This window comes from Paraliobacillus salinarum, assembly GCF_014083865.1.
In the GTDB taxonomy this organism is placed as follows: domain Bacteria; phylum Bacillota; class Bacilli; order Bacillales; family Amphibacillaceae; genus Paraliobacillus; species Paraliobacillus salinarum.
On record NZ_JACEFA010000001.1, the window covers coordinates 461807 to 488800 of the forward strand.

22 protein-coding genes are annotated in these 26994 nt (G+C 34.3%); 4 read left to right on the forward strand and 18 right to left on the reverse strand.

The window, feature by feature from the left end:
• Entirely contained in the window at positions 1 to 921 is a 921-nt protein-coding gene (gene rnz, locus HP569_RS02385; protein ID WP_182199471.1) for a ribonuclease Z, read from the forward strand.
• Positions 922 to 938: 17 nt separating this feature from the next.
• Here the strand turns inward: rnz and HP569_RS02390 are convergent, their stop codons facing one another.
• Together HP569_RS02390 and HP569_RS02395 are read right to left on the reverse strand one after the other, a co-directional pair.
• Positions 939 to 2186, reverse strand: a complete 1248-nt coding sequence (locus tag HP569_RS02390) for a DNA polymerase IV (RefSeq protein ID WP_182199472.1) — start codon at positions 2184 to 2186, stop codon at positions 939 to 941.
• Positions 2187 to 2285: 99 nt separating this feature from the next.
• Entirely contained in the window at positions 2286 to 3407 is a 1122-nt protein-coding gene (locus HP569_RS02395) for a M20/M25/M40 family metallo-hydrolase (protein WP_182199473.1), read from the reverse strand.
• A 142-nt stretch (positions 3408 to 3549) separates the two neighbouring features.
• Between HP569_RS02395 and prli42 the strand changes: the two genes are divergently transcribed.
• Positions 3550 to 3705 (forward strand): stressosome-associated protein Prli42, encoded by a 156-nt coding sequence (gene prli42 / locus HP569_RS02400; protein ID WP_182199474.1) that lies wholly within the window; start codon positions 3550 to 3552, stop codon positions 3703 to 3705.
• Between the two features lie 28 nt (positions 3706 to 3733).
• Here the strand turns inward: prli42 and HP569_RS02405 are convergent, their stop codons facing one another.
• Positions 3734 to 4240, reverse strand: coding sequence for a L,D-transpeptidase (locus HP569_RS02405; RefSeq protein WP_182199475.1), 507 nt, complete (start codon positions 4238 to 4240; stop codon positions 3734 to 3736).
• Positions 4241 to 4441: 201 nt separating this feature from the next.
• Between HP569_RS02405 and HP569_RS02410 the strand changes: the two genes are divergently transcribed.
• Both HP569_RS02410 and HP569_RS02415 read left to right on the forward strand, forming a co-directional pair.
• Positions 4442 to 7096: an EAL domain-containing protein gene (locus tag HP569_RS02410; RefSeq protein ID WP_182199476.1), complete on the forward strand. Its 2655-nt coding sequence runs from the start codon at positions 4442 to 4444 to the stop codon at positions 7094 to 7096.
• Positions 7097 to 7319: 223 nt separating this feature from the next.
• The gene (locus tag HP569_RS02415) at positions 7320 to 8144 is read left to right on the forward strand and encodes an MBL fold metallo-hydrolase (RefSeq protein ID WP_182199478.1); all 825 of its coding nucleotides are present in this window, start codon (positions 7320 to 7322) and stop codon (positions 8142 to 8144) included.
• 44 nt (positions 8145 to 8188) lie between these two features.
• On the opposite strand, the gene HP569_RS02420 is transcribed toward HP569_RS02415, so the two are convergent.
• The 15 genes from HP569_RS02420 to HP569_RS02490 all read right to left on the reverse strand — a co-directional run bounded on the left by HP569_RS02420 (position 8189) and on the right by HP569_RS02490 (position 26601).
• Positions 8189 to 10225 (reverse strand): methyl-accepting chemotaxis protein, encoded by a 2037-nt coding sequence (locus HP569_RS02420; protein ID WP_182199480.1) that lies wholly within the window; start codon positions 10223 to 10225, stop codon positions 8189 to 8191.
• Positions 10226 to 10750: 525 nt separating this feature from the next.
• Positions 10751 to 11668: an aldo/keto reductase gene (locus tag HP569_RS02425; RefSeq protein WP_182199482.1), complete on the reverse strand. Its 918-nt coding sequence runs from the start codon at positions 11666 to 11668 to the stop codon at positions 10751 to 10753.
• 158 nt (positions 11669 to 11826) lie between these two features.
• Positions 11827 to 13062, reverse strand: coding sequence for a dihydrolipoamide acetyltransferase family protein (locus HP569_RS02430; RefSeq protein ID WP_182199483.1), 1236 nt, complete (start codon positions 13060 to 13062; stop codon positions 11827 to 11829).
• Positions 13063 to 13081: 19 nt separating this feature from the next.
• A complete protein-coding gene (locus tag HP569_RS02435; RefSeq protein ID WP_182199484.1) occupies positions 13082 to 14065 on the reverse strand; it encodes an alpha-ketoacid dehydrogenase subunit beta in 984 nt (327 codons plus the stop codon).
• A 13-nt stretch (positions 14066 to 14078) separates the two neighbouring features.
• Positions 14079 to 15071 (reverse strand): thiamine pyrophosphate-dependent dehydrogenase E1 component subunit alpha, encoded by a 993-nt coding sequence (locus tag HP569_RS02440; RefSeq protein WP_182199485.1) that lies wholly within the window; start codon positions 15069 to 15071, stop codon positions 14079 to 14081.
• A gap of 15 nt (positions 15072 to 15086) precedes the next feature.
• Complete coding sequence (gene lpdA / locus HP569_RS02445; RefSeq protein WP_182199487.1) at positions 15087 to 16511, reverse strand: dihydrolipoyl dehydrogenase; 1425 nt, start codon at positions 16509 to 16511, stop codon at positions 15087 to 15089.
• Positions 16512 to 16622: 111 nt separating this feature from the next.
• Positions 16623 to 17720 carry a Leu/Phe/Val dehydrogenase gene (locus HP569_RS02450; protein ID WP_182199488.1) on the reverse strand — a complete coding sequence of 366 codons (1098 nt, stop codon included), beginning with the start codon at positions 17718 to 17720 and terminating at the stop codon, positions 16623 to 16625.
• 266 nt (positions 17721 to 17986) lie between these two features.
• Positions 17987 to 19342 carry an aspartate kinase gene (locus HP569_RS02455; RefSeq protein WP_182199489.1) on the reverse strand — a complete coding sequence of 452 codons (1356 nt, stop codon included), beginning with the start codon at positions 19340 to 19342 and terminating at the stop codon, positions 17987 to 17989.
• A gap of 209 nt (positions 19343 to 19551) precedes the next feature.
• Entirely contained in the window at positions 19552 to 20148 is a 597-nt protein-coding gene (safA, locus tag HP569_RS02460) for a SafA/ExsA family spore coat assembly protein (RefSeq protein ID WP_182199491.1), read from the reverse strand.
• A 126-nt stretch (positions 20149 to 20274) separates the two neighbouring features.
• A complete protein-coding gene (gene spo0A / locus HP569_RS02465) occupies positions 20275 to 21060 on the reverse strand; it encodes a sporulation transcription factor Spo0A (protein WP_182199492.1) in 786 nt (261 codons plus the stop codon).
• 307 nt (positions 21061 to 21367) lie between these two features.
• Entirely contained in the window at positions 21368 to 22651 is a 1284-nt protein-coding gene (gene spoIVB, locus HP569_RS02470; protein WP_182199494.1) for a SpoIVB peptidase, read from the reverse strand.
• A gap of 199 nt (positions 22652 to 22850) precedes the next feature.
• Entirely contained in the window at positions 22851 to 24575 is a 1725-nt protein-coding gene (gene recN / locus HP569_RS02475) for a DNA repair protein RecN (RefSeq protein WP_182199496.1), read from the reverse strand.
• Between the two features lie 36 nt (positions 24576 to 24611).
• Complete coding sequence (gene ahrC, locus HP569_RS02480) at positions 24612 to 25061, reverse strand: transcriptional regulator AhrC/ArgR (protein WP_182199497.1); 450 nt, start codon at positions 25059 to 25061, stop codon at positions 24612 to 24614.
• A gap of 68 nt (positions 25062 to 25129) precedes the next feature.
• The gene (locus HP569_RS02485) at positions 25130 to 25954 is read right to left on the reverse strand and encodes a TlyA family RNA methyltransferase (protein WP_182199499.1); all 825 of its coding nucleotides are present in this window, start codon (positions 25952 to 25954) and stop codon (positions 25130 to 25132) included.
• Positions 25955 to 26016: 62 nt separating this feature from the next.
• Complete coding sequence (locus HP569_RS02490) at positions 26017 to 26601, reverse strand: hypothetical protein (protein ID WP_182199500.1); 585 nt, start codon at positions 26599 to 26601, stop codon at positions 26017 to 26019.
• Positions 26602 to 26994: the final 393 nt, after the last annotated feature.

Below are 26994 nucleotides of genomic sequence, written 5' to 3' on the forward strand. Positions count from 1 at the left end.
ATGAAGTTAACATTTTTAGGAACTGGTGCGGGCGTGCCTTCTAAAGAAAGAAATGTTTCAGCGATCCTTTTAGACCTATTACAAGAAAAAGGAGCAACATGGTTATTTGATTGTGGTGAATCCACGCAGCATCAAATCTTACAAACAACGATTAAACCAAGAAAAATTGAAAACATATTTATTACACATTTACATGGTGATCATATTTATGGTTTACCTGGCTTTCTAAGTAGCCGCTCCTTTCAAGATGGTACGACTCCAGTCAACATATATGGTCCAAAGGGAATAGAAGCTTTTGTTAAAACTAGCTTAGAAATTAGTGAAACACATTTAAGGTATCCACTTCATTTTAAAGAAGTCGCTGATGGGATTATTCTTGATGATAGTGATTTTATTGTTTATGCAAAGCAACTACAACATGGTATTCCAAGCTATGGTTACCGAATCGAACAAAAAGATCAACCAGGTGAATTACTAGTCGGAAAACTACAAGAAATGGGGATTAGTCCTGGTCCAATCTATCAACAAATAAAAGAAAACGATGTAACCATTTTGCCAGATGGCCACGTCGTTCATAGAAAAGATGTGCTCGGGCCAGACAAGCGTGGAAGTGTAATTAGTATTTTTGGTGATACGAGATATGATGAGCGCTTTGTTGAATTTGCTCGAAATAGTGATGTACTCGTTCATGAAGCTACGTTTGCCAAAGATGAAACAACATTAGCACACGATTACTTTCATACGACAACCGAACAAGCGGCACATCTAGCGAATCAAGCGGAAGTCAAACAATTATTACTGACACATATATCCTCCCGTTATACTGGTGAAAAAGCTGAGCAACTGCGGATAGAAGCAGAAACGATTTTTCCAAATGTCCATATAGCACATGATTTTTTTGAATATGAAATTAAAAAATAGCGAGGCTTAGCTGCTCGCTATTTTTTATAATCATCCAAATAATCTTTTTGAAAGCTTGTACTTGGTTGTGTCTTATCTTCAGAATTATTCATTTTTGTAAACGTATCTGTACCATATTTCTCTGTTAGCTTTTCCATTGCTTGGTATAGCTTTTCTTTAGAAGCTTCTTTTTCATAAGTAAACAAATCCAATTGCTGAACAATTTCTTGCTTATCATGTAAATCTTGGACAGTAATACCTAACAATCTGATAGGTTTACCATTCCAATGTTCATCTAATAAACTTAACGCATATTTAAATATAGTTGTTTCTTCTTCAATTAACTCTACTAATTTCTTGCTTCTAGTAATCGTTTTTCGATCATGAAAACGAATCGTCAGTTGAATATGTTGTCCTACTACTTTTTTTCGTTTTAGTCTGGCAGAAACTTTACGCGCTAGCTTTCTTAGTAACTGACTTATTTCCTGGTCATTTACAGTATCTTCAGGTAATGTCTCTGAGTTGCCAATACTCTTAAAATCGTAAATTGCATCGGGATCAACAATACTCGGATCAATCCCTTTTGCGCGATTTTGTAGTCGCTCACCATTAATTCCAAGTACACGTTTTAACACATATACATCTGCTTCAACCAAATCTTTTATTGTTTTTATATCTAATTTATACAGCTTTTCGGCTGTCTTTGAACCGATCCCATACATCTCTTCAACAGGAAGTGGCCACAGTTTATCAGACAAATCACGAAGTCTTAAAACCGTTATCCCCATCGGTTTTTTCATATCTGAAGCCATTTTTGCTAAAAATTTATTTGGAGCAATTCCAATGCTACATGGAATACCTAATTCCGTTGCTATACGGCTTTGGATCGTTTTTGCAATTTCTAAAGGGGAACCGAGTGATTCACAAGATGAAATATCCATATATCCTTCATCAATAGATACAGGTTGTACATAAGGTGTGATTTCTGCTAACATTTTAAACATTTCACTAGAAGCATTTCGATAACGCTCGAAGTTTGGGCGCATGACAATTAATTCAGGACATAATCGTTTCGCCTCCCAAAGCGGCATTGTCGTTTTTACACCTTTTGCCCTAGCTTCATAGCTACTCGTCACTACAATACCGCGTCGTTCTTCTGGATTGCCCGCAATAGCTAAAGGCTTTCCCTTTAATGCTGGATTGTGTGCTGCTTCTACGGATGCGTAAAAGCTATTCATATCAACATGAAAAATAACCTTGCCATTTTTCGGATACCATTTAGACATATATCTCTTCCTTTAGGAACGTGCGTTCTATTAACTCTAATATAGCATAGAGCAAGCAATAACTCTATTATTATTACTTATTTTGGTTAAAAATAAATATTATAATGTCGCCGTTTCCTCTACAATGGCAATAATTAGTTCCGTAATTTTGTTCAGTTCTCCAACGGGCATTTTTTCAGAAGTCGTGTGAATATCTTCATAACCTACGGCTAAGTTCACTGTTGGAATACCTAAACTAGAAATGACATTCGCATCACTTCCACCACCGCTTTGTTTTAACTTGCTATCTCGACCGATTTTACTTGCAGCTCTTTTTGCTACTTCTACAACTTTATCACCTGACTGTTGTTTATAACCCGGATACATAACAGCTGTTTCTATTTCCACTTCGCCACCCAGTTCACGCGCAGCATCTTCAAACGCTTTTTTCATCGCATTGACCTGTGCTTCCATTTTTTCAGGAACTAATGAGCGTGCCTCTGCTAATATTTCTACGTGATCGCATACAATGTTTGTCTTTTGTCCGCCCTCAAAGCGACCAATATTAGCGGTTGTTTCTTTATCAATTCTTCCTAATGGCATATTGGAGATTGCTTTAGAAGCGATTGTAATTGCTGAGACACCCTTCTCAGGAGCAACACCAGCATGTGCAGTTTTTCCTTTAACAATAGCATTTACCTTGGCTTGAGTTGGTGCAGCTACAACGATATCGCCAACATCTCCATCACTATCGATTGCATAACCAAATGAAGCATGGATTTTATCTTTCTTTAGTGCTTTTGCACCGACTAACCCTGATTCTTCTCCGACAGTAATAATATATTGAATATCACCATGTTTTACTTTATTTTCCTTAATAACACGAATAGATTCTAATATTGCAGCCAGACCAGCTTTATCATCTGCACCTAAAATTGTTGTTCCATCCGAAGTAATATAACCATCTGTTACTTGAGGTTTCACTCCACGTCCCGGTACTACTGTATCCATATGTGATGTAAAATAAATAGACTCAATAGTTAGATCACCTTTTAACGTGCAAATTAAATTCCCCGCACCATGACCAGTTATCTCAGCACTGTCATCTTCATAAACATCTACACCTAAATCAGAAAATTTTCGCTTCAATACACTAGCAATTTTTGCTTCATCTGTTGTTTCTGAATCTATTTGAACCAATTCTAGAAACTCTTTTAATAATCTTTCTTCATTAATTTTCATGTGAACACTCCTTATTTCGATCCGAACTCTATTATGTACGTTATCTAATCGTTTTAAAATTGTCAATTCTAACTTATAAATCAGGGTTGTACCTTTTACAAATTCACGATAAAATACTTATAGGATAAAGGAGGCAGATTTAATGGCTAAATCAACTAATCAAAATAAACAAACAGGCAACAAACCAAAAAAACAATCAAAACGTCAACGACGCAATAAAATAATTGTTTACCTTATGATTGCAGCAATGGTGCTTTCTACATTTACTGCAGGGTTATCTTTTTTAATTAATTCATAACATCCAACCAGTCGATTAATGACTGGTTTTATTTTTTTATCGCTCCTTTTAACTTCGCCAATTTTTCAAAACTATCTGTTGTATCAACAATCCAGATTTTTGTTCCTATTGGTACTTCATTAAATAATGCAATCACATTCTCATTCTTCATACGTATACACCCTGCGGAAACTCTGTGGCCTATCGTCTCTGGTTTGTTTGTTCCGTGTACCCCATATACCCTACCATTTGTATCTTTTGCATCAAAACCAATCCATCTTGCTCCTAATGGATTTTTTGGATCTCCACCTGGAATATTCTTTTTGCGATAATATGGTTGCTCCGCCTTAACAATTATATTAAACATGCCTTCCGGTGTCAGGTCTTTTGTTAAACCAGTAGCAACAGGAAAGACTTCCTTTACTTCTCCTTCATTAATAAAAGCTAATTGTAATGTCGCTTTATTCACAATAACAAATGGAGACTGGTCTGTTGGGTTTTCACCTATAGGCCATAATGGTGATAAAAACAATATAATAAGGGAGAATAATTTCATTTTTTGTTCATTCCTTTTTAATCTTAGTATGCATATTCACGACCCATTTATGTTTATTTACTTTGATTATTTCCTGGGAAAGCGCAGAAATCCGGCTGATTAGATAAAATGAAACATTAATCTACAAACAATAACAAAGTCATTTCATTTCGTAGTATACTGAAATAAAATAAACTCCATGAAAGCCAAGGTGATCATTCAATGAAAGAGAATCAGTCTCGTAACTTTATAAAAAATCTGTTTAAACGTTCTGATAAAGAGATTTATTATAAAGAGATGACTTCGTCTACGGATTCACACTTGTTTGATGAACTAAATAGAAAGCTATCTATATATGAACGGCAAAGAAATCATTTCGAAAAAATTGCCCAGTCTGGTGCATGGGAATATTATATTGACAAAGATCAATTTCTTTGTTCGGACTCATTTATCGAATTGTCAGGGTTACCCTCAATAAATAAAATTTCGCTGGATACACTATTTAAACTAATTCATGCAGAAGATTATGAGGAGACTTATAATACATTCGAAAAAGCTTGTAACGGTACAGACTTCTCTATCACATTTAGAATTTATCATGGAAATACAAATGAGATTCGATATATACAAGCTCAAGGAGAAGTATTATGGATGCACAATCAACCATACAAAATAATTGGTGTAATTCTGGATCAGACAGATAAAAAATTATTGGAAGTTCAGTTAAAAAATACATTACATACATATGAACATATCTTGAATCATATAAATGCTGCCATTTGGATGAAGGATTTTGAAACAAATTCAATTAATTTCATATCCAAAAAAACCGAGGAAATATTTGAGATGGATTTAAATGATATTTATTCAAACGACTCTGTTTGGGAAAGTATTATACACCCTGAAGATAAAGAAAAAGTATTCCAAAACCAACAATTATTAAGAAACAAACAAACGATCTATCAACAGTATCGAATACAATTACCTACTGGAAAGGTTAAATGGGTATATGATCAAACAATTCCTTACTTCAATGAAAATGATCAGTTAAGTAAATTATTTGGTGTGTTAGTTGATATCACGAAAGAAAAACAGCTACAAGATGAGCTGAATTACTTAGCTACACACGACCGACTAACAACACTTCCAAATCAACATTATGCAATGACTAAATTAGAGAAGTTAATTAAGAAGAAGAAACCATTTGGCTTGCTTTATTTTGATATAGATCGATTATCAGCAATAAATCAAGCACTTGGATATCAAACTGGAGATGAAGTAATCAAAACTCTTGCTCAAAAGCTAAAGCATCATGCCGGATTTCATTTTATTTCTCGGTTTAATAGCAATGACTTTATTTTAATTATGGATAATCTAACATATAAAGAACAGGCGTATGATTTGTCAAATCAAATCATTGATTCTATGCAAGATCCTTTTACAGTAAACATATACGAACTAATTGTTACAGTAAGTATCGGGGTTAGTTTCTTCCCTGATGATGCAGATAACTCCATATCCTTACTTGAACAAGCTCATAAGGCTATGCAAAAAGCAAAAAAATTAGGTAAAAATAACTATCAAACCTTATCCAACAAAGAAACTATTTCATCTTATAAACAATTTATTTTAGAAAGAGATATGCGAAAAGCACTTCAAAACAATGAATTTGAACTTTATTATCAACCAGTCATTCATAGTAAGACTGGCGTGATTGAAGGTGCAGAAGCTTTAATACGTTGGAATCATGAAGATTGGGGGATCGTTTCTCCACATGATTTTATCCCGCTAGCCATTGATAACCATCTGATTAATCAAATTGGTGATTGGGTAATTAAACAAGTGATACAACAACTTGCAACGTGGAAAAATGAGAATATCACTTTAAGGCCGATTGCAATAAACATTACACCTGCTCGCTTTTACGAAAAAGGATTTTATGATTTTTTAAAAAACACTTTAGAAACACATCAAATACCAGCAAAATATATTAATTTGGAAATTAACAAACATTTAGTAACAGAAGATAATAACAGTATATTACAAGTTTTAAATCAATTAAAAGAACTTGGCATTAAAATAACGGTTGATGATTTTGGTGTTGGTTACTCCTTCTTAGAATTTTTGCTCGAGTTTAAATGCGACACAATAAAAATTGACAAAACATTCACACAACATGTCTCTAAAGCTGATTCAACAAACCAAGCTATTATTACTAGCATATTAAATTTAGCAAAAGAACTTAATATAGAAGTAGTGGCGGAAGGGATAGAAACCTATGAACAATACAAGTTTTTTAAACAGAAGGACTGTAATTTGATCCAAGGATTTATTTTCAGCAAACCAGTACCGTTAAAAACTTATGAAGCAATGAGTAATACAGGCTTTCTTGCATTGCCTAGACCTTCTTCGAAAAAGAGACCAGAAAAGGAAAGAAGAAAATACCATCGTTTTGCTTTTCACTCATCAATTATTGGTGAGATGCACATTACTAAAGTTAATAAAAAAGAAATTGAGCTAGCAGGTACTAGCGTTTTAATTGAAAATATTAGTTTAGAAGGAATAAAGTTAATGTCTTATCTCGACCTACCAATCCAATCTCAATTACAATTTAAGTTCACCTTTAGATTAATGAATGAAACATTTGTTTTCCGTGGAAAATTTGTTTGGAAGGAAGAAGCTGGTGGTAACATCTTTTATTATGGAATACATTTTTATGATATAGATGAACAACAAAAAGATCACCTTGCTAAGTATTTGAACAAAATGGCTGTACTAGAGAAAAATAAAGAAAAAATTGAATACACTTCATTTTTGGATAAAAGTCCTTTCTTATTTTTTGATCGTATCAAGAAAAATGTTAAAAATACAAATTAAATTACTGTTTCATGCTATAAAATCAGGCAATCTTTTTTATGCTACTTAGATTACTGAATTAATTTGAAAGACAAAAATTTTAAAGTATACCTCTCCTAATTAAAATAGCGCAAAGTAGAATTTATTACATACACGATTCTACTTTGCGCTATTGTATAAAACAGTTTACATTGTGCCATGCTATGCTTATTAATAGCCCATGATAAAGGAGATGAATATATTTATGGATATTGATGAACTTCTTAGAAATGATGAAGAAAATTTTGATCACGCCAAGGTAAAAAAAGTTTCAGATCATGTGGCGATGTATCGTACACTTGTGTCTAATGTCTATATGATTAGTAATCCCTCGAATGAATCGTGGTTTATGATTGACACAGGAATTGCACGATACCATGAACGCATTCTTGTAGCAGCTGAAAGACATTTCCCTAACCTACCACCTGAAGCAATTATTCTTACACATGGACATTTTGACCACGCCGGATCCGCTAAGGCTCTTGCGAAGCATTGGGATATTCCGATCTATGCACATCCACAGGAAATACCCTTTTTAGATGGATCGACCTCATATCCTCCTGTTGATCCCACAGTTGGAGGAGGAATGATTTCGTTAATTTCACCATTATTTCCTAAAAAAGCTATTCGGTTAACGAAGTGGTTACGTCCAATAACAGATGAAACAGCTTCTACATTAATTGATGGTTGGCGTATTATTCATACACCTGGTCATACTCCAGGTCATATCTCACTTTTTCATGAAGAAGAACGAATTTTAATCGCTGGTGATGCAATTGCAACCGAAAATCCTGAATCAGCCTTATCAATTGTATTTCCTATAAGCAAAATTCACGGTCCACCAGCATTCTTTACAGAGGACTGGGATAAAGCAAAGCAGTCAATTCAACAACTTATACAACTACGTCCTAAGCTATTATTAGCTGGTCACGGATTACCGATAGAAGGAGATGCAATTCAAGAAGGATTAGAACATTTATATCAAAATTTTGATGAGCTTGCCATTCCAAACAATAAAAAAAATGAATGAAGTGCGTATTTTCATTACATACACGCTTCATTCATTTTGATTACTTAATCAATTTTAAATTTAGTTATTATATTATTTAATTCTTTAGAGAGGTCTTCTAATGTACTTGACTGATTTGCTAAATACTCTACCGCATCTTTTTGGTGTTGAATAGAAGCACTTGTTTCTTCCATATTTGCTGCGTTTTCTTGTGATACACTTGCAATTTGTTCTATTTCTATATTCATTTCTTTACTATTCGATCTTATTGACTGTAAATTCTCTGTCACTGTATGAATATGTTGATTCATATCTTCCACCTTATTAGTTATGGTTGAAAAGTAGGAAGCAGACTCTTGGATATCTTTCACACCAATTACAGCTTGTTCTTGGGTATGAGCTAGTGATGATTGTAATCGATTTGTTTCCTTCTGCATATTTTCCATTACTTTAGCAATATCAACTGCTGATAAACTAACTTGTTCTGCTAATTTTTTTATTTCATTTGCTACTACTGTAAATCCTTTACCAGCTTCCCCTGCTCTTGCAGATTCAATTGCGGCATTTAAAGCCAATAAATTTGTTTGTTCTGTTATTTTGTTAATTACCGTCGTTAATTGAGCTACTGATTTGGATTGCTTTTCTAATTCTTTTACATTATCCACTGCGTTGTCTACATTATTATTGATCGTATTCATTTGCTGAATAGAATGCTTGACTTGTTCATTTCCTTTATTAGCTAAACCCGAAACCGCTGATGAAGATGTTTGCAGTTCTTCCGCATTTTTCTTTACTTGCTCGACCTTATCATCAAAGAACTGTACAGTTGAAGCAATTTGAGCAGACGAATTTGCCTGTTCATCAGCTCCATTAGCTAATTCATTTGTTGTTGCTGTAAGTTGGTCACTACCATCTTTTAATTTCAACGTAACATTCTTCAATTCTATACTTTGATTATTTACTCGATCAGATGCTTTCTTTGTATAGAAAATAGCTTCTCTTAGATGGTTAACCATTTGATTCATTGCTTTCGATAACTGTTTTATTTCTCCATTACCTTGGACTTCTAGTGAATTTGTGAGATCACCTTCCGCGATAGTTGTTGCCTGATTCCTTAATTTAATTAATGGTTTTGCAATCATTCTAGATAGAAAAATTGATAAAATAATTACGCTAATAAAAGTTGATATAGCAATAATTAATATGATATTTCTAATGGAATCAATTGCAGATAATGCATTTGCCTTTGGCTCTGTCACAACTAATGTCCAGTCATATCCCGAGTAATCTAAATAACCGCCACTCTTCGCATAACCGATAATTGCTTGTTGGTTATTGTTATCTTTACCAGAATAGAAAGAAGAGGCACCAGGTTTAATCTCTTGAATTTTATTTAGTAAACGTGTTGATACTTCAGAAGTTTGTTCTTCTGCTTCATTTGTTACACTCGCACTGGTAACCGTATCAGCAACCTTTTCTCCGCTTTGGTTAATTAATTCAACGACCATACTCTCAGAAGAAATTGCATTAACCTCTTCCCAAATATGCGAAACGTCGAAAGTTCCTTCTAATGTTCCAATTTTTTCATTATTTTTCTTAACATCTGTAGAGATCGCAATAACATGCTGGTCTAGTGCATCATTATAAAACACATCTGAATAATTTAACCCACTATTTTCTTGTTTTGTCTGTTGGTATTTCGTTTGATAATTACTCGTTAAATTGTTGGAAAAGCCGACTAAGCTTTTGTTTTTATTCACAAAAGAAAAAGATGAGAAATATTTCATTTCTTTCACTTTCCTATCAAATAAATTAGCAAGTGTTTCTGTGTCTAATTCGTTATTTTCCATAACCGCAATATCATTTGCTAATAGTTGTATGTCTCGTGTTCTTTCATACATCATTCTATCTAATTTTTCCATATGAACAGCTGCGAAATCTGTTACCTTTTGACTTACTTCATGCTCTAAAGCAGAAGCGGATTGATAATAAGTGATTAAGCCTATAATAAAAATAGGAATAAGAGCAATTATACTAAAATATGTAATGAGTGTACTTCTAATCCCCCTGTTATGCCATTTACTTTTTAATTTTTTGTACATTTTTTTCCTGCCTTTTTGTTAAATATAGTATTTTTTTGCACCAAAGAAAAGTATACATGAATTAACATGTTAATATAATAACAATTTTGTGAAATATTATAAGTTCTACGTATTTTAAGTCTTATTAACTAGTAAAAAAATTACTTTCCTACTGTTTTATATAAGTAATTGCCAAACTTAAAATAATTGTAATGAAAAAATAAGAGGCTGGGACAAAACAACCTATATCAAGAGAAAATCCGAACATTTATTATTGATGTAGAAGAACAAACGTCGCTGTGGACATACACTCTCTTTCCGCAGGCACGGCTTCAGCTAACTCCGTAAAGAAAAAACCGCTTTACGGAGTGGATCTTCAGCTCGTGCTGTTCCTGCAGGAGTGTCGTGTATTTCCACAGCTAAATGGTTACTTTAAATAAAAATACGAACTTTAATTCTTCTTTTTAGAATAAAAGTTCGTATTTTTATAATCATCTTTTAGTTTTGTCCCAGCCTCTTATTAAAGTTAAAAATCTTTATTATTATTTATGGTAACGTATTTCCTGCAGACCGATAAAGTTCATACCACTCTTCACGTGTCAGTTCAACTTGCGAAGCTTTTGCAATTTGCTTTAATCGCTCTGTATTCATTGTTCCCACGACTGGTTGTATATTAGCTGGATGTCTTAAAATCCATGCAATCGCAATTGTAGTTGCTGTCACACCTTTTTTCTCTGCTAATTCATTTAATGTATTATTCACTTGTGGGAAGTCTTTGTCGCCTATAAAAGGACCTTCAATCATGCCGTATTGGAACGGTGACCAAGCTTGAATCGTAATATCATTTAAACGACAATACTCTATTACACCATTATCACGATCAACTGCTTTTTCATGCTGCATATTTACATTTAAACCGGCATCAATCATTGGTGTATGCATAATACTTAATTGCATTTGGTTTACTATTAAATCATCTGACAAATATTTATTCAACAATTCAATTTGATATGGATTTTGATTACTTACACCAAAATGACGAACTTTCCCACTTTCTTTTAATTCATCAAAAGCTTCAGCAACTTCTTCTGGCTCCATTAATGCATCTGGGCGATGTAAAAGCAACACATCTAAGTAATCTGTATTTAGTCGCTTTAAACTACCTTCCACAGACGATAAAATGTGTTCTTTTGAAAAATCAAAAAATCCTTTTCTTATCCCGCATTTTGATTGTAAATAAATATCTTCACGCTTGATCGGACTTGTTTTCATAGCTTCAGCAAAAACTTCCTCCGATTCTCCAGCTCCATAAATATCTGCGTGATCAAACAAATTAACACCTAATTCTATTGCATTAGTAATCACATGATTAGCTTCATTTTTAGTAAGCGAATTCATTCGCATACAACCTAATGAAATTTCTCCAACTTCTAGATCACTCTTACCTAGCTGTATTTTTTTCATTTCAATCACCTCACCTAGTATTTTGTTTCTAAAAAATAACTTACTAAATTAATTCTATCATTTTATTATGTCATTTACGAAATATATTATATGTAAAGCAAAAAGTCTAAAAGATATTATTTTTGATCTTTTAGACTTTTTTAGAGTTTCAAAATAAATTAGTAAATTGGCGTAGTATCACCTGAAATATTCTCTAATATTTCTTTAATGTGTGACATGAATTGGCCAGAAATCACGCCATCTAATACACGGTGGTCAAGCGATAAACAGAGATTAACCATATCTCTTGCGGCGAACATATCATCAATAATAACAGGACGTTTAACGATTGATTCTACTTGTATAATCGCTGCTTGAGGGTAATTAATGACTCCCATCGACTGAACAGAACCAAATGAGCCAGTGTTATTAACAGTGAAAGTTCCACCTTTCATGTCCTCTTGTGTCAAACTTCCATTTCTAGCTTTTTGAGATAGTTGAGCAATCTCTTTTGCTATACCTTTGATGCTTTTCTCATCTACATTTTTAATAACAGGAACAAATAATTCTTTTCCATGAGCTACTGCAATCGACAAATTAATGTCTTTATGTTGAATAATTTTATCACCAGCCCAAGAACTATTTAATTCAGGAAATTTTTTCAATGCTTTTGCAATCGCGTTTAAGAAAAAAGCAAAGTAAGATAAATTATATCCTTCTGTTTCTTTAAACAAATCTTTTTCTGCATTGCGATACTTGACTAAGTTAGTAACATCTACTTCGATCATCATCCACGCGTGAGGAATTTCCGTAGTTGATCGGACCATATTACTCGCTATTGCTTTCCTTATTCCTGTAACTGGTATTTCTTTATCCCCATTTTGTGCTTCTATAGTATTTGTTGGCTTTTTAGGTTTAGTGGCCGGTTTTGGTGCAGTTTCTAACCCTGATCCTTTATCTGCTATAACTTTTTCTATATCTTTTCTCGTAATTCTACCGGCGCGTCCATTTCCTTTTACTTCTGAAAGGTCAATGTCATTTTCTTGCGCTAACCGTAAGACAGCTGGTGAATATCTTTTTTTCATATCTGTTTGATCTAGCTCAACAGATTGTGCACTATCTTTTTCTATTGTTTTATTATCGAATTGATCAGTAGAGCGAACTTCTTCTTTCTGTTCCGTTTCGATTGTACACATGAGCTCACCAACAGCAATTGTTTCATCCTCTTCAGCAATAATCTCTTTTATAATTCCGGTAAAAGACGATGGTACTTCTGCATTTACTTTATCAGTTAGAACTTCTGCAATTGGATCATATTTATTCACATGATCCCCAGGTTGAACTAGCCAATTACTAATTGTACCTTCTGTAACACTTTCACCAAGCTGTGGCATTTTTATATTTTCAAGAACCATACTATCACCTCTTGTTCCTTTAAAATTCAGCTAAATCACGTATTGCTGCTTCAATTTTATCTTGATTAATCATAAACTCTTTTTCTAGTGGTGGTGCATATGGCATTGCAGGAACATCTGGACCAGCTAAACGCTTCACTGGTGCATCTAAATCAAACAAACAATGCTCACTTATAATAGCTGCTACCTCACCGATTATACTGCCCTCTTTATTGTCTTCTGTAATTAGCAAGACTTTACCCGTTTTTGATGCTGCTTGTTTAATCGCCTCTTGATCTAGCGGATAAATCGTACGTAGATCTAAAATATGCACATCTATTCCTTCTGAAGCTAATTTTTCTGCTGCCTGTATTGCCCACTGTACGCACAAACCATAAGTGATTATAGTAATATCAGAACCTTCTCGTTTGATGTCTGCTTTGCCAATAGGTAATGTATAATCGGTATCCGGAACCTCTTCTTTTATCGAACGATAAGCTCGTTTATGCTCTAAAAACAAAACAGGATCTTCATCTCGTATTGCAGCTTTTAATAATCCTTTTACATCATACGGTGAGGATGGCATCACAATTTTCAACCCTGGTTGATTGGCGAAAATTGCCTCAATCGATTGGGAATGATAAAGTGCCCCATGTACCCCTCCACCGTAGGGAGCACGTATGGTAATCGGACATGTCCAATCATTATTGGATCGATAACGCATTTTAGCTGCTTCTGATATGATTTGGTTTACTGCAGGTAATATAAAATCAGCAAACTGCATTTCAGCTACCGGGCGCATACCATACATAGCAGCCCCTATTCCAACACCAGCAATAGCTGATTCCGCTAATGGTGTATCGATTACTCTTGATTCTCCAAATTGCTCATATAATCCTTCAGTGGCTCGAAATACACCACCACGAACACCTACATCTTCACCTAAAACAAAAACCTTTTCATCACGTTCCATTTCTTCTTTCATTGCTTGCGTAACTGCTTGTATATAGGATAATATTGGCATCATTTTCCCTCCCTTAGTTTCCATATACGAAGTCATAAATTGATTCTGGACTGGCATACGGTGCACTTTCTGCATAATCTGTTGCCTCATTTATTTCTTCTTTTATCTCTTGCTCCATTTGTTCTAACTTTTCATCTGTTAATATATTTTGCTCTCTCAAATACGCTGCAAACGTATGGAAACCGTCCTTTTCCTTTGCTTGCTCAACTTCTTCTCTTTTTCGATAGCTTCTGTCATCATCATCACTAGAGTGTGGGGTTAATCGATAGGAAACAGCCTCAATCAATGATGGTCCTTCTCCATTTCTTGCTCTATCTGCTGCTTGTTTCACTGCTTCATACACGGCTAATGGATCATTACCATCTACAGTTATTCCTGGCATCCCATAGCCGATTGCACGATCGGAAATCTTTTCACATGCAACTTGCTTCTCTAATGGTACTGATATAGCATATTTATTATTTTCAACCATTGTAATAACAGGTAACTTTTGGACAGCTGCAAAGTTTAATCCTTCATGGAAGTCTCCTTGATTGGAGGAACCTTCTCCGAGTGTTACAAAACTAACGATTGATTTATTTTCCATTTTTGCAGCTAAGGCAATTCCCACTGCATGAGGAACTTGTGTCGTTACAGGTGATGAGCCACTTAACATCCGGTTTTTCTTTTGGCCAAAATGTCCTGGCATCTGTCTTCCACCTGAGTTAGGATCTTCTGCTTTTGCGAATGCTTGCAACATCAGCTCTTTTGCTGTCATCCCGAAAGAGAGTACAACGCCAACATCACGATAATAAGGCGCAACATAATCTTCAGACCGGTTTAATGCAAACGATGCTGCAACTTGAAGTGCTTCTTGACCTTGACAGGACACCACAAAGGGAATTTTACCTGATCGGTTTAGTAGCCACATTCGTTCATCTATTCGACGCGCTAACAACATTACGCGATACATTTCTATAAGGTCTTGATTTGATAATCCTAGTTTTTGATGTTTATTTTCACTCATATATTTTCCTCCTTTTTATCCATAAATTTTCATTTTATTAATATCTAATGCCGCTTCAGCTAATGCTTCTGCCATGGAAGGATGCGGATGAATAGTCTCTCCAATCTCCCAAGGAATGGCATCTAACACCTTTGCAAGTCCAGCTTCAGCAATTAATTCCGTTGCATTACCACCAATAATATGAACACCTAATAAATCATCTGTCTGTTGGTCAGAAATAATTTTTACAAATCCATCAGATTTCCCATTAATTAAGGCTTTACCTATAGCGCCAAATCGGATTGTACCTTTCTTAATTTGATAACCTAATTCTTTCGCTTCGTTCTCTGTATAACCTACATGCGCAACCTCCGGGTTAGAGTAAACACAGGAAGGAACTGTTTGGTAGTTTATTGGTGTTGGATCTAAATCTGAGATATGTTCAACTGCATGCTTTCCTTCGTGTGAAGCTACATGAGCAAGTTGCATCCCACCAATACAATCTCCAATCGCATAAATATGTGATTCTTTCGTTTGATAATGTTCATTTACTTTAATAAACCCAGCTTCATCAATTTCAATAGCAGTATTTTCAATTCCAATGTTATTTACAACCGGTGATCGTCCAATTGACACTAATACTTTATCCGCTTGTAAATCAATTAATTGCTCTTTTTGTTTCACTTGAACCTTTACTATCTCATTCTTTTCAAGTGTATCTACTTGTAAATGGGCATCTGTATAAACAGTAATCCCTTTTTTCTTTAATAGACGTTGCATTTCTTTTGCAACAGCACGATCTTCAGTAGGTAAAATTTGTTTAGCTGTTTCAATCAAAGTGATATTCACACCAAAATCAGCTAGCATGGATGCCCATTCAACCCCAATTACTCCTGCACCAACAATCAGCATAGAATTTGGTAATTGTTGAAGTTCCAATGCTTCATCCGAAGTTAGAATGAGATCCCTATCTATCTCCAGTCCTTTTAATGTTCTAGCTTTAGAACCCGTTGCTATAACTACATTTTTACTAATGAGCATTTCATTATCTGAACCATCATTCATTTCTACCGATACAGTTCCTGCACTTGGTGAAAAAATGGATGGCCCTAACATTCTGCCTACACCTTCATAGATATCAATTTTACCCTTTTTCATTAAGCTAATAATCCCTTGGTATAAGTGATCCACTATGGCTTGTTTTCTATCCTGAACCTTCAAGAAATTAATACTTACATCATTTATATCAATTCCATATTCTTCCGCTTCTAACGATTGTCGATAGATTTCCGCACTTTTTAATAAGGATTTCGATGGAATACAGCCTTGATGTAGACACGTACCTCCTAATTTTCCTTTTTCTACAATAGCTGTTTTTAAACCTAATTGTGATGCACGAATTGCCGCAACATAGCCTCCTGTACCACCACCTATTATGACTAGGTCATAATTTTTAGACATAAAAATCCCTCCTCTAAATAAGGTTAAAAAAATAAATTGCTATTCATACTTTGGTGATTCGCTCTTAAAACATATTAATTTTTGATTGTAATTTATACTTCACTCTCATATTTATTTTAATCTGCTAATCGCATGATGCTCATTCTGTAAAAATTGTTTGCGTGCACCTCTTATATGTTCTATTCTTTCTTCAGCCATTCTTTCCGCTGCAACATAGGTAGGAATATTATCTCGTTTTGCGATTGCAAACACTTCTAACAAATTATCATAAATCATATTTACTTTCTTTAATGCTCTGTCTTTATTATAGCCATTTAATTCATCTGCAATATTAATAACTCCACCAGCATTTATAACGAAATCAGGCGCATATAGTATTCCTCGTTCATGTAACATATCTCCATGTATCGTATCTTTTAATTGATTGTTAGCAGCTCCAGCAATAACTTTTGCTTTCAACCTTGGGATAGTAGCGTCATTAATAGTAGCACCTAACGCACAAGGTGCATAGATATCACAATCTTGATCATATATATCTGCCGGATCTACCGCTTTGGCACCATATGCATCAACCGCAGCTTTTACAGCATCTTTATTTATGTCTGTTACTATTAACTGAGCACCTTCCTGATGGAGATATTCGCATAAAGTGAAGGCAACATTACCAATTCCTTGAATTAATATTTTCTTATTTTCTAAAAAGTCTGTACCAAATTGCTCTTTTGCTGCTGCCTTGATTCCTTTGTAGACACCATACGCAGTTACTGGTGATGGATTTCCCGAAGAACCAAAAGCAGGTGAAATACCAGCAACATAATTCGTTTCTTCGTGAATAATATCCATATCTGACACTGTAGTTCCTACGTCCTCAGCTGTTATATATCGACCATTAAGCCCCTGAATATAACGTCCAAATGCACGAAACATCGCTTCATTCTTATCTGTTTTAGGATCACCAATAATAACAGTTTTCCCACCACCTAAGTTTAAACCTGCAGCAGCATTTTTGTATGTCATACCTCTTGCTAAGCGAAGAGCGTCCTCAATTGCTTCACCTTCAGAATCATAATTCCACATTCTTGTTCCACCAAGAGCTGGTCCTAATGTTGTATCATGAATTGCAATAATTGCTTTTAACCCTGATGGCTTATCTTGACATATGACTAATTGTTCATAGTCATAGTTTTCCATATATTTTAAAATTTCCATTGTTGTACCTCCTGTATAAAGAAAGGAGCACTTCCACGCTAATAAAAAAACATTTTAAAATTCTATAAGCGATTTGAAATAGCTCTGTAGTTATAAAAAAATACTTTCATTTGTTTCTTTCATATTTCCATCATAGCTATTTATAGTGTTTTTATCAAGTTATATTACCAGGTAATAATTCTGTGTTTTAAAAAAGGCAGGCACATTTCACATATACGTTTTGTGTGTGCCTGCCAAATCAATTTTCTAATCATACATTTATTAATTTATTCTTCTTCAACAAAAAAAGCTTCATACAAGGATCGAACTGCGCGTTCCACCCCTTCTTCTTTGACACCAAACATTAGAGATACTTCAGAAGATCCCTGATTAATCATTTCAAGATTCACGTTTGCACGGGAAAAAGCTTCTGTTGCTTTCGATGCGACACCAATTGTGCTATTCATGTCTTCTCCTACTATCATAATCAAAGCCAAATCTCTTTCTGTGTAGACTAAATCAGGGTCTAGTTCTTGATTTATTCGCTCAATTACTTTTGCTTCTTTCTCAAGTGGTAACTGGCTTTTTCTTATAATAACAGACAAGTCATCTATACCTGATGGTGTGTGTTCATAGGATATATCCTCGTCTTCTAAAATATGTAGCAAACGACGACCAAACCCTAGTTCTCTATTCATCAAATATTTACTTACATACAAACTTAGAAATCCTGTGTCTGATGCAATACCTACAACAGGGTTTCCTCTAACTTCTTTTTCAGAGACAATGATTGTCCCAAGACCATCAGGATTATTTGTATTTTTAATACATACAGGAATTTTAGCTTTAAATGCTGGAATTAATGCTTCATCATGGAAAACAGAAAAGCCAGCATAAGACAACTCTCTCATCTCTTTATACGTTAATGAAGTAATTTCCTTAGGATTATCAACAATAGTTGGATTTACACAGTAAACAGAATCAACATCTGTGAAATTTTCATATAAATCAGCTTTCACTCCTGCTGCTACAATTGAACCTGTGATGTCAGATCCACCTCGAGAAAAAGTAACTAATTTCCCTTCTTTTGTATAACCGAAAAATCCAGGGATAACAACTATATCTTCACGCTCATGTAATTTATATAACAATTGAAAACTTTCATCTAGAATTTGTGCACTTCCTGGTTCATCACTTAGTATAATTCCTGCATCTTTCGGATTTAGATATGTTGCATTTAAACCTAATTTAGCAAGATACTCACTCAACACTTTAGCAAGAGAGTCTTCTCCAATCGATTTAATCGCTTCTAACTTAAAAGGGGTAGAATAATCACTAGATATAACAGTTTCAAAATCAGCTTTTATTTCACTAATTACTTTGTCTGTTAATTCAAGTTCACTTAAAATAGAGCGGAATCTGTCTAGCACAAGCTCTAGTTGTGATTCATATGATGCTCCTTTTACATAAGCTTCTCCTAAGTTTATTAATAAATCTGTTACTTTCACATCATCTGAGGTGCGTTTACCTGGTGCTGATACAACTATAACTTTCCTTTCTGAATCATCTTGAATAATTGAAGCAACTTTCTTTAATTGTTCAGCACTTGCTACTGAACTTCCTCCGAATTTCGATACTTTCATTACATAACCTCTCCATTTTTAATTTCTATAATATTAAAATATTATCACACTTTTTAAAAAAATGTGATAATAAAATTCTGATTATTCGTGATTATCTTAACGCATTTGCCTGTTCACTTGTTTTAAGACTGACCAGGTGACTTTTTTTACCGAAATAACCGATTATATACCATTTAAAAAGCCTTGATTAAATAAATCAAGGCTTTTAGTTATTTCTTTATAAACATTTGCGTCCAATATTTACCGTTTGATACGTAACCAACACCTATGTGTGAAAAGTCACCTAAAATATTTTTTCTGTGACCTGGACTATTCATCCAAGCTTTCACAACCTGCTGTGGTGTTTGTTGCCCTCTCGCAATATTTTCTGCCGCTCTAGTGTAAGAAATTTCAAAATTTTGCATCATCGTAAATGGTGACCCATATGTTGGGCTTTGATGTGAAAAATAGTTATTTTCTTTCATATCTGTAGATTTATATCTGGCTACACGTGATAATTCCCAATTAGGCCTTAATGCAGGCAAACCATATTTAGCCCTTTCTTGATTAGTCAATTGTATAACTAAATGTTCTGTTCTTTTTATCGCATCAATAGTAGGAATCGTTAATTGCTGCTTTGGATAAATTAAATCAGGATTTTCAACCTGAGGATTCGCCTCAATGATTTCAGTAACACCAATTTGATATCTCACTGCAATTTTCCACATTGTATCTCCAGGCTGGACTGTATAGCTTGTACTTGCTGATACAGACATAGGCAAGAGAAAGCCACCTAATAAAACGGCAATACATAGTATTTTTTTCATTTTGATTACCTCCTTTTTGTTTAAGTTCTCACAGAAAAGGAGGTTTATACATAAATATAGATATAGCACACCCTTTTTTAACATCGTTATATTAAAAAAGGGTGTGCTATTTATAAACTTATTTCATTAAGAGACTCGGTGCTCTAATCTTAATCGATCAGCAACCATAGCAATAAATTCACTATTCGTTGGCTTCGCTTTAGAAACATTAATTGTATACCCAAATAGTGCAGAGATGGAATCAATATTTCCTCTGCTCCATGCAACCTCAATGGCATGTCTAATAGCTCGTTCTACGCGAGAGGCGGTTGTATTAAATTTCTTTGCAATGTCTGGATACAACACTTTAGTTATCGATCCTAACAGCTCAATGTCGTTGTATACCATTGTAATTGCTTCTCTTAGATACATATATCCCTTAATGTGTGCAGGTACACCTATTTCATGAATGATATGAGTAATGCTTGCCTCTAAATCAAATTTATCGTACTCTTTGACTGTTCTTTCTTTAGTAATTGTTGGTTCTGAAGCTGGTAGACCATAAACTTGCCTAATTTGTTCAGCCAAACTGTCTAAATCAAAAGGTTTTAAAATAAAATATGAAGCCCCTAAATTTACCGCCTTTTTCATCACTTCTTCTTGTCCAAAAGCAGTAAGCATAATTACATTTGGTTTTTTACTTAAATTTAACTCTTTCAATTTCCCAAGCACAGCTAAACCATCTATATGCGGCATAATTATGTCTAATACAACAATATCCGGTTCTTTATCTTGAATTAAGTTTAAACCATCTTTCCCATTGTATGCTCGTCCAATTACTTCAATATCAGATTGACTCGAGAAATAATCTTCCATTAATTCAACTAATTCTTGATTGTCGTCCACCAAACAAACTTTAATTTTTTCAACCATTTTTATCCTCCCTATTACTATTTAATCTCAGTTAATAACTTTCGACACAAGTTATTTTTTTCCTTCAAATTATTAAAAAAACTTTAGTTTTTTTCGATTTACTCTTATTTTCTAACGAATTCGACTACATTCCTTTTTTTTCGACAAATTAATATATGTGTTATTTTAGTTGATAATTGCAATGAATTGAGACGTGATTTAAATTAAAATATACACAATTCCCTTTTTAAAAAATTGTATAAAAATAAACGGACTTTGTTCTTAAACTTCAGAACAGTGTCCGTTTTGCAATATTTATCATTTATTTTTAACTCGCTTTTTTCTGGTCTTTATAAATATCTATCCCTGCCTCTTGTAACATCCATTCAATATGGATACCATATCCACTTGTCGGATCATTGACGAATACATGAGTTACAGCACCGATAATTCTTCCATTTTGGATGATTGGACTTCCGCTCATCCCTTGAACAATTCCACCAGTTTTATTCAGAAGTGATTCGTCAGTAATTTTAATAATCATTCCTTTTGTAGCCGGATTTTTTTGTTCTACGCTATTGATAATTTCTATATCAAATGCTTCCACTTTTTCACCATCTACAACAGTTAAAATTTGCGCAGCTCCTTCTTCTACTTGGTGAGATAACGCTATTGGTAATGGATCGTTCCAACTACTATCTTCAAGTTCTTGATCCAATGTACCAAATACACCAAACGGGCTGTTCTTTGCTATAGACCCTAATGGTTTATTACTTCGATCAAAAGATGCTTGCTTTTCACCTGGAACACCATTATTCCCTTTTTGAATATTTGTAATGGAAGATTTTACGATTGTTCCTTCGTGGATTTGTATTGGCTTTTTTGTATCCATATCAGAAATAACATGTCCTAATGCTCCATATTTTTTTGTTTTTGGATCATAAAATGTCATGGTACCAATACCCGCAGCTGAATCTCGAATGTACAAACCGATTCGATATGCTTGCTCATTTTTATCTAATGCGGGAATTAGCTTTTTCTTGATTGTTTCATTTCCTCTTTTAATCAAAAGCTGCAATGGTTTATCTTTTTCACCAGCTTCTTTTACAAATGGAGTTATTTCTTCCATTTGCTTAACCTCATGATTGTTTATCTTTAAAATCACATCTCCTACTTGTAAATCAGCATCCTCACCTGGTGAGATATTTCCATCTTTTGTTTCAATTAAATGATGTCCAACCACTAACACTCCTAGCGTTTGCAACTTAACTCCAACAGATTGGCCTCCAGGAATAACCTTATATTCATTTAATACATCAACATCCATTTTTTTAATTGGAAAATTGGCAAATTCATAAATAATCGAACTTTGGCCGTTGTCTACCGATTCAAACGTAGAGGCATCAACTGCCTTAAGAACAGGTTCGCTTTGAGTCACACTTTGCTGCACATTTTTTATTTCAGGAAGGTTAATTGTCTCATTTTTATGTTGAAAAACGGTCATGCTGTTTGGAATGGAAACAAAATCTTGAATTGGCTTTATAAAAGGCATACTTAGGAAAGTAACAAGGAGTAATATTCCTACGACTGCACGTATGTTGCTTTTTCTCATTATTCACGCTCCTCGCTCCTTGACCCATTTTTATTTTTTCTGTATTTCTAATGTGACCTTTCTGTTATGTTTTTAAACCCTGCAAAGATGAGAAAAAACGGGGATCATTTCCTTATTTACATAATAAATATAGTTTTAAAATAAGAAAAACCACGTAGCACGTCGACTACATGGTTTAGCGTTTGGAAATAATGGTATATTAGTACTTTGTTTTTTTTGCTTGATCAATTAGTTCGCGAGCATGTTCTTTCGATGTAGCTGTTAATTCTGTTCCCGTAATCATTCTTCCGATCTCAATAATTCTATTTTCTGTACTAAGGGCTTCTAAAGATGTAATAGTACGATTGGCTTTAGCTTGTTTTTTAATTAGAATGTGTGTATCTGCCATTGCTGCTACCTGAGGTAAATGCGTGATACACAAGACTTGCGAACCAATCGATACGTTATGCATTTTCTCGGCAATTGCTTGTGCAACTCTACCACTTACACCAGTATCTACCTCATCAAAAATTACACTTGTTACGCCTTGATGTTTTGCGAATATTTTCTTTAATGCAAGCATGATACGAGATAATTCCCCACCAGAAGCTACTTTACTCAACTCTTTAACAGGTTCACCAGGATTGGTTGATATTAAAAACTGAACATGATCATAACCATTTTCACTTAATTGAACTGGCTTACCATCAAGTTCGACGTTACCCATCTTTCCATTTTTTATAGAAATATCAATATCAAACGTTGCTTTTTCTAAATATAAATCCTTTAGTTCTTTGTGGATCGACTGCTTTAGATGATCAGCTGATTTTTTCCTTAGATCATGTAAGTGTGCTGCTTCAATCAATACATCTTTACCTAATTCTTGCAGTTCTTGATCTAATTTCTCAATGGATGAATCTTTATCTTTTAATTCCTCTATTTCATCTTCTATTTCAGATGCATATTCAAGCATATCATCCACTGTTGATCCATATTTCTTTTGCAGGCGATTAATCTCATTTAACCTAGATTCTAATTCGTTTAACCTCTCGGAGTCATATTCCATTTGATCTAAATAATTTCTAAGATCTATTGATATTTCTTCAATTAAATAAAAATAATTTGTAAAGGATTCTTTTTTCTCTTGAAAAGAAGCATCATACTCACTGACCGATTCTAAACCTGATAGTGCCATGCTTAGCCAATCAATTGCTCGCTGTTCTCCACTTAGTGACTCATATGCATCTCGGATACCAGTAAAAATCTTTTCATAATTCAATAATTTTTCTCGTTCTTCACGTAGTTGTCCATCTTCACCTGGAATTAAGTTCGCTTGTTGTAATTCATTCAATTGAAAATTTAACAAATCAAGGCGCTGAGCCATCTCTTGTTCATTTTCATTAAGTTGTTTAAATCGCTTTTGCACAGTTAATAATTTCCGATAAAGTGTTACATACTCTTTCTTAGCATCTTGCATTTGAGATTGATTATACAGATCTAATAACTCAATATGTCGATCAACATCCATTAATGATTGTGTTTCATGTTGCGTATGAATATCAATTAAGGCTTTACCAAATTCTTTTAATATTGCTAAGGTCACTAAATGTCCGTTCACGCGACAAATACTTTTGCCATTTGAGCTAATCGTTCGAGACAATACAACCATACCATCTGAATCTATATCGATTCCAAATGCTTCGCCAATAGAATAAACTGGGTGGGTTAAGTCATCAATGGAAAATAAACCTTCTAAGCTTGCTTTCTTCGCACCATGACGGACAAATTCCACTGAGCCTCTTCCTCCTGCAAGTAACTCAATCGCGTCTATAATGATTGACTTTCCTGCACCTGTCTCTCCAGTTAATACAGTTAACCCTTTGTTAAACGTGATTGTTAATTCCTCAATAATGGCAAAATCTTTAATTGAAAGTTCAGTTAACACTCGTTACACCTCTCATTTTGATTAGATTTGTAACTTCTATAACATATCTAAAAATCGCTTCTGTGTTTCTGATGCACTGGTGTTATCTTTGCATATAATCAGTATCGTATCATCACCACAAATCGTTCCTAAAATTTCTTCCCAGTCCAAATTATCAATTAAAGCTCCTAATGCATTGGCATTACCTGGTAGAGTTTTTAACACTAACAAGTTATTTGCCTCGTCCATACGAATAAATGCATCACGCATCAGTCTTTTTAATTTTTCTAATGGATTAAAGCGTTGATCTGCGGGTAGACTATATTTATATCTACCATCAGATAAGGGAACTTTCACCAAATGAAGCTCTTTGATGTCTCTTGAAACCGTAGCCTGTGTTACGTTGTAGCCTAGTTCATGCAATGCATCCACCAGTTCATCTTGTGTTTCTATTTCGTTCTCAGTAATTAATTCACGAATTTTTATATGACGTTGGCCCTTTGTCATTGTTAAACCTCCCGTATTATATCAGCTTAATCACGTGAAAGAACCAATCGATTTCGGTTAGTTCGAATTTATTCATGTACATGATGTGCCTCATCGATGACTTGTTCAACCATGTTATCAAGTTGCTGATCGTCAATATTTGTTTGTTCATTTTTATTCCAAGTTAGATGAACTAGAAATTCAATGTTTCCATCGCCACCTGTGATTGGTGAGTAAGTAATGTTTTCTATATTAAAATCAAGATCATTTGCAAAAGTAAGCAAATCTGAAACGACTTGCTTGTGAATTTTTTTATCTCTTACAATTCCTTTTTTACCTACTTGCTCTCTTCCAGCTTCAAATTGTGGCTTTATTAAAGCTACAATATCACTCTCTGGAGCTAATATCGTCTTTAAAACAGGTAAAATTAATCGTAAAGATATAAAAGATACATCAATACTTGCGAAATCTGGAAGGCCATTTTCAAATAAATCTATAGTTGCATATCTAAAATTGGTTCTTTCCATGACAATAACGCGTGGGTCATTTCTTAGTTTCCAATCTAATTGATTGTAACCGACATCTACGGCATAACACTTTCCAGCTCCGTTTTGTAGCGCACAATCAGTAAACCCACCTGTAGAAGAGCCGATATCGACCATTGTACGATCTTGAAGGTTGATTTGAAAATCGTGTATTGCTTTCTCTAATTTCAAACCGCCTCTACCTACATAAGGGATAGCCTTTCCTTTCACTTGAATAGGTAAATCAGCATTCACTTTTACACCAGGCTTGTCCAGACGGTTCCCATCAGAAAAAACTAATCCGGCCATAATTGTTCGTTTCGCTTTTTCTCTTGTTTCGATTAACCCACGTTCTACTAGTAATGTATCTAATCTCACTTTATTTGCCATATAATTTATTTCCCTTTTTAACTCAAATTATTTTCAAACTATATATTATTGTTTTATTATGTTTATTTTTTGTTAAAAACTTTAATTTTAAACCTATCTTCCATTATTCCAATAATTTTCCCAGCAAAAAATATAATTTTCGTTGATGAATGTATACCAAAATATTTCCCTAAAGCTTTACCGCCAACAGTTAACGCGGCAACTAAACTAGTCATTACAACGGAAATAGTAAGTTGAACAGAGGATCCTTCTTCATAACCAAAACCATTTGCTAATTGAAGGACAACAATTGCTGAGGCTGTACCACTAATGACACCAGAAATATCTCCAATCACATCATTACAAAAACTGGCAAATTTATCTGCATTTCTTACAATTTGAATTGCTTGTTTAGAACCAGGTATTTTTTCCGCAGCCATTGCATGAAAAGGAACTTCATCTGCAGCAGTTGCAGCAATACCAAGCATATCAAAAATGACACCAATTAAAACAATAATTAAAACAATAAATAAACCTACAAGCCACGCAACACCACCAAGTATTGATGATGAGATGACTGAAAAAATAGCCGCTAACACAAATGTGATAACGGCAATACTTATACTAAATTTTATCGACTTTTTCATTTGCGATTCGGTTTTCACCATTCATGTATACCTCATTATAGTTAAATATGTATGTGGAATGGTCGCCTAAAAGGTAAAAACTACGGCTTAGGTCCAGTAGGTTTTCCCAAATTCGTACCGAATGTTGCCATTCTGGCGGTTCCCCTTTAAACGAATTTTAGCGTTGTTACCAACAGCTAGACTGGATTGCCACTTAGTCCGTACTATAATCCCTTTTAAACGTCCGATGGAACAGTCTAGGAGATTTCCTCAACAGCTCTTAACCGCTCCCTAGCCTCTTTTGCAGTCCCGATTTCATATAGATAAAAATACGAATACCAGTGGCCACCCAGTATTGTATCTACAACTATAATCCCCTCGAACACCACTCAAGGCAGGCTACGCTACAAATAAGATTCCCTTGCTCCTATTGTG